Below are 6,000 nucleotides of genomic sequence, written 5' to 3' on the forward strand. Positions count from 1 at the left end.
ATGGATACTGACAAAAGAAAAATTCTATCAGCTTTATGCCATGGAGCAATTTTCTTTAGTGTAACTATTCTCTCTGTAGGTATACCAATAGCTATTTTATTTCTAACTGATGATTCTGTTGTTAAGGATAACGCTAAAGAATCTCTCAACTTTCATATTAACATTTATATTTACGGTATTATATTTGGTATATTAGTCTGGCTGCTAATTGGTTTTCCTTTGTTAGTTTTGTTAGGAATTGTTAATTTTGTCATGCCAATTATTGCTATTCTCAATGTGATGAATAATCCCAATCAACCCTACAGTTATCCATTTATTTTTCGTTTAATCTAGTGATTTTTTTTAGGTAATATCCTAGCTAATACTATTTCACGGAAGTCAAAAATAAAAATTTATGAATTAAGATTTTATAGGCTTAAAAATTTGACTTTAGAGTAATTTCAGGAAATAATTTCAAAATTTAGATGTGAAATTATTTGTGACATCTTGAAAGTGAATAGATATGATATTAAGCAATATTGGTTTTGTCTGGAGCAAAACCAATTTGCTGATATTTTAGCATATTTCTAACGCAGTTCAGCTATTCTACTACTATCAGAAGAAATACTACTTTCCTTAGCATTAAGCTTTTGATTAAGTTCACGAATGCGACGAGACAATAGACGAATAATATTAATAGCAATTTCTGGTGTTTCATCAATTGCATCATAAAGTTGCATTTGAGTTAACATTAAACATTCACAATTTTCTAAAGTAGTGACAGAAGCAGAACGAGGTTCAGCATCAAACAAAGACATTTCACCAAAACAAGCTCCTTGTTGTAACCTTGCTAACTCACGGTCTTCTAAATGAACTTTAACTCTACCAGATACTACAATATAAAGAGACCTTCCCTCTTTTCCTTCAGTAAAAATTGTATGGTTACTAGGAAAAGAAAGTTCATCCATCACAGAAGCTAAACGTACTAGAAAATCATCTCTTAATTCTCTAAAAATTGGCACTGCTCTAATAAATAAAAGACGCTCTACACTTGTAAGCATAATATTTACACCCTTATCCTTGAGGAATAAACAAATTTAATAATTACCTTTGATTGAGCAAATTTTAATGGTTAATAATATTTCAGGTAAAATTTGATAGATAACTAACTGAACTTCTTCAGCTTACACCATCTTATATCATGTCCGGATGAATAGTTATAAATAATTAGGGAGAAGTCAGGAGTCAGGAGTCAGGAGAGAGAAGTGGTAGAAAAAAGAATATATCAGGAGGAGAAGTAGCAGAAAGTTTTTTGCTCGCTAATTAACAGGAGTCAGTCGGCAGAATGAACTGCTTCAATACCATTTTGTAGGTCGAAAATTATCTTTTTTGTCAAAGGGACATCTCCTTTCATTAATTGATAATGGATAATGGATAATTACCTCAATGAAAACTTTAAGGGAATTACATATAAGGAAATATCCTAGCACTTTTTTTCTCCTTGAAAGGGTAGGCTTTTAAGCAAGGTATTTAATTAATAATTATTAATTATTCGGTAAAGTCGTAAGTATTCAGCTATTAGCATTTCCGTTCCGGAATGCTGCGCAAACAGCTTTTAAACGTAATAACTTACTAAAGTTAGGTCATGGCCTTTTGATTTACTCCGGAATGCTGCGGAAACATAAGTTTTAATTCTCTTTGAAGACTAATTCCTCTTTTGGTGTAATCGTGACTTAATAATACCATTTCTCAAAAATATTACTATATTTGATTGGGTGGAGGAGGGATGTTTTGCTGACGCAAAGCTCCGCTTTATATGTCGGCGACAGCCGAAGTGCGTAATTAGGAGCATTCCCTATACGAAAGTTGTGCGCCAGCAAAACGCTGCGCGACATGGAAAGCGGAGCATTCTGGAACGGAAAACGCATTTTTGCCTGTGCAACGTCCGTACGGGAGTGTGGGAGGTGGGGGGAAGGGATGTTGCATAAGGGCGTCCGTACACAGAAGAATAATGAACATTAACTGGATAATAATTAGGGAATAATTTATTTTATTTGTGTTAATTACTTGATAACTGAAGTGTCACTCAAGTATAGCCTTAATGCATGGGAATTGGTATAACTCATAGCTGATAGCTGACGGCTGTTTGCGCAGTATTCCGCAGGAAATGCTTACCTAAAGTCTTTTAATTACGCTATATTTTTAATAAAATTATTTTTTCAAATTGGTATAAAGTAGTAAAGAAGGGTAGATATTTTTTCCTAGTAGTTGTTTGAGTTATCAGTTCTTTTCCAATAGTTTGAACTTTGCTTAAATCTATTAATAATAATTCCTGCTCTACAGTTTAATAATTGATAATTGATAATGGATAATTGATAATTACCTCTTCCTTTTAGGGAGAGGATTGAATAAAAGGAAAATAAATTCATTGTTTCTCCTTGATCATGAGAGGCTTTAAACCTTAATTATTCGATAATGAATTAATAGTTAAGAACTGAATGCTTACCTAATAATTGTTCCTAATATTTAGCCAATATTTATCATGGGTAATATAACTTGATGTTTGATTAATATAAACCATCCTTTAGTCTCTGGTGCAAAAAAAACTTCATTAATTTATCAGTTTATTTAGAAGATGAAAACGGAATTTGAAGACGAAGAGTACAGAGTAGATACTAATCAGTTGTTAGTGGTTAGTGAAAAATTTGGTAGTGCTGATGTTTACGGACAAAATGCTAAATCAATATTAAATAAAGCTACTGGTTTTATTAAAGCTTATGACTTTACTTTGAATCCTTATCGGGGTTGTCAATATGGTTGTACTTATTGTTATGCCGCTGCTTTTAGTCCTAATGAAAAAATGCGAAATGAGTGGGGAAAATGGGTTTTGATTAAGGAAAATGCTGCGGAAGTTTTAGAGAAAGAGTTAATGAGATGGCGGAAGAAAAATTATGATAAGTTGCCTACTATTTATATGAGTAGTGTGACTGATCCTTACCAACCGATAGAGTCGAAAATTGAATTAACTCGGAGATTATTAGAGGTAATGTTGGAATATAAACCAATTTTAGTTATTCAAACTCGTAGTCCGATGATCACGAGGGATATTGATATTTTACAACGGTTTAAAAATCTCCGAATTAATATGAGTATTCCGACGGGTAGTGAGGTGGTAAGAAAGGATTTTGAACCTCAAACACCTAGTATTAGAGCTAGACTTAATGCCATGAAAAAAATCAATACTAAAATTAATGATTTAACAGGTTATTTGCCGAAACTTTCTATTACTATTACTCCTTTATTGCCGACTTTGCCGGAAGAAGAAGAAAGTTTTATTAGGCAACTAAATTTTGTCGATAGAGTTGTCATTCAAGAATTCCATGCTAGTCATAAGCGATCGCTAATAGCTAGCACTCGTGATGTAGCTATAGATATGAAGAAAAAGTACGAATGGTGGTACAATAATGAAGTTGAAAATTATCAACAATTCAAAGGTAAGTTGGTAAAAATACTAAGTAATGTAGAAATTAAGGAAGGTCAAGCAGGTTTTACTTATGAATAATTAAATGACAAATTTTGGGAGGTTCTCTAAGTTTGTGTTTTGTCTGGAAATAAGGAAATAATTTTCTAGGAAATCATATACTCAAAGGTATTGAAAATTTGGGAGATAAAATTTTAATATTGAGACAACTATTCTCAATATTAAGTGAAAGTTTCCGGAATTTGGAAATTAAAAAAATAGAAAAATCAACAATTTAATCAATATGGAATTCTCAAAACTTACCCGATAGGTTAAGACAAATATTCAGTGGTTGAGAAATAAAACAATTTCAGGGAAGATGTACTGATGAATAATCAATTGACAAATTTTTGGCGTTCTATAAAATTTTGGTTTGCTCTCAAACAAGGAAATAATTCTCTAGCAAATCAGATACTAAAAGTTATTGAAAATTCGGCTGAAGTTTTCGGCATCTTTAAATGACTTTGATAGAGAAATCACCAATTTAATCAAGGGTAAAATTCTCAAAGATTCCCAGATAGGTTAGGACAAATATTCAGTGGTTGAGAAATAAAATAATTTCAGGGAGGGTTTACTTATGAATAATAAAATCACAAATTTTTGGCGTTCTATCAAATTTTGCTTTCCCTGTAAATCAGGAAATATTTTTCTGGCAAACCACAGACTAAAAGTAATTAAAAATTCTACTGAAGTTTCGTAAATATGGAAATTGCAAAGACAGAAAAATTATCAATTTAATCAACATAAAAATTATCAACAGTTTCCATAGAAGTTAATAAAAATACTGACTGTGTGAGAAATTCAAGAATTTCAGGGAAGATTTACTTATGAGTAACAAAATCACAAATTTTTGGCGTTCTATCAAATTTTGGTTTGCCCTTAAACGAGGAAATAATTCTCTGGCAAATCAAATACTAAAAGCTATTGAAAATTCGGGAGCAAAATTATCTCCTTTAGAGAAGTTATATCAAGATAAGCTGAAATTTCAGGAATCTTTAAATGACAAAGATAGAGAAATTAGCAATTTAAGTAAACATCTGAAAAAAGCTGTTGATAAATTAGATGAATTAGAATTAAAACTTGATTTTGATGAGCCAGTAATTAGGCGACTTGATGACTATATATTGACTCCAGATGCAAAATTTATTGAGTTTGTGACCAAGAGTTTTAAATTAATTGAAAAAGATGAAAATTTATTGCAATGTACTGGAATAGATCAAAGGATATTTGACGACTTTGAATCAAGTTTGGCAGAGTATATTAAATCTGAACTGGAAAGAATACCTGAAAAAAAACGAGCATCAGAGTTGGAAGCAGCAATAAAGGATATGAAATTATTAAAGCGTAATATCGATCCTGATTATGGTTTTGATTTAACTCCTTATGTTTATATGATGAAATATCTTTCAGATCATGTTTATTCTAGTTATTTAGCTTGGTTTTTAATATATAAATCTCGATTATTACCTACTAAACTTAATATTCTTGACATTGGTGCAGGTCCAGGAACAGTTGCTTATGCACTAGCTTTATTTCTACAAAGTAGTAGTGGTTTTTTTCCGACTCCCCCAATGCACATTTGTTATTATTCTCTAGAAAAACAAGCTCAGTTTCAGTATCGAGGTCTTCAGTTTTGGCGACAATATATAGAACAAAAAAGAATGCCTACTAATTTGTATTTTCGATTTGATACAACGGATATTTTTTCCTACAATGAGCAGTTGAAAGTTTTGCCACAAGGTTTCTTTGATTTTATAGTTATTTCTCACTGTCTATTTGCTGAACAAGCAGAAAAGAAAAAGTCTTTCGAGGTTTATCGGAAAATATTTCAGGAAAGTTTGATTAGTGGTGGTTATGTAATCCTAATTGTTCAAATAAAGAGATTTTTTGGATTTTATGGGATGCAACCTCAAGAAGATGTTACTCAAGAAAAAAAATTAGTTGAAAAATTGGTTGAGGAGTTGGGTTTAAAGTTGGAGTGGTATAAGTATATTACTGCAACAGGTATGAGAAAAGATATGGAAAATTTTTCAAAATTTGTTCAAACATTGCCAGTGTTGAAATATATGAGTCCTCTTCAACGTAAATATCTAGAACAAAACTATGACTCGCATCATATAATAGATGACTATATAATTCTCGCTAAAATATAAAAATAACTCTCAAACTTCCCTAGAAAAAATGCTCTACAAAATTCAACGCCGAATCTCAGATATTACTCAATCAAAAACTTACTTAGAAGGTTACTAGAACAGTTAAGCTTAAAGTTGGAGTAGTTTAAATATACTACTCCAATAAATACTAGAAAGTCTACTCAAAATTTCCCAACTTTCCCCAAGAAAATTTGCCACTGCTCAAATTTATCACCCTACTAAAATCTCAATACCTCAGACTAAACTATGACTCACATAATATATATAGATAACTATCTAATTCTCCCTAAAAGATAAAAATAACTCTCAAACTTCCCTAGAAAAAATGCTCTACAAAATTCAACGCCG

Annotated in this window: 5 protein-coding genes; 4 read left to right on the forward strand and 1 reads right to left on the reverse strand. The window is 31.4% G+C overall.

Translation table 11 applies throughout. From position 1 onward, the window contains the following. Positions 1 to 333, forward strand: coding sequence for a DUF4870 domain-containing protein (locus tag ACP6PK_RS04715; RefSeq protein WP_426558204.1), 333 nt, complete (start codon positions 1 to 3; stop codon positions 331 to 333). Positions 334 to 566: 233 nt separating this feature from the next. Here the strand turns inward: ACP6PK_RS04715 and ACP6PK_RS04720 are convergent, their stop codons facing one another. Beyond that, complete coding sequence (locus ACP6PK_RS04720) at positions 567 to 1,040, reverse strand: Crp/Fnr family transcriptional regulator (RefSeq protein ID WP_426558206.1); 474 nt, start codon at positions 1,038 to 1,040, stop codon at positions 567 to 569. A 1,574-nt stretch (positions 1,041 to 2,614) separates the two neighbouring features. On the opposite strand from ACP6PK_RS04720, the gene ACP6PK_RS04725 reads away from it, so the two are divergent. The 3 genes from ACP6PK_RS04725 (at position 2,615) to ACP6PK_RS04735 (ending at position 5,652) form a co-directional block, all read left to right on the forward strand. Continuing rightward, the gene (locus ACP6PK_RS04725; protein ID WP_426558208.1) at positions 2,615 to 3,541 is read left to right on the forward strand and encodes an SPL family radical SAM protein; all 927 of its coding nucleotides are present in this window, start codon (positions 2,615 to 2,617) and stop codon (positions 3,539 to 3,541) included. A gap of 285 nt (positions 3,542 to 3,826) precedes the next feature. Continuing rightward, entirely contained in the window at positions 3,827 to 3,961 is a 135-nt protein-coding gene (locus tag ACP6PK_RS04730) for a hypothetical protein (RefSeq protein WP_426558210.1), read from the forward strand. Between the two features lie 365 nt (positions 3,962 to 4,326). Then, a complete protein-coding gene (locus ACP6PK_RS04735; protein ID WP_426558212.1) occupies positions 4,327 to 5,652 on the forward strand; it encodes a methyltransferase domain-containing protein in 1,326 nt (441 codons plus the stop codon). The last annotated feature ends 348 nt before the right edge of the window (positions 5,653 to 6,000 follow it).

The organism is Dapis hubbardiae BLCC-M172 (genome assembly GCF_050016015.1).
Taxonomy (GTDB): domain Bacteria; phylum Cyanobacteriota; class Cyanobacteriia; order Cyanobacteriales; family Microcoleaceae; genus Trichodesmium.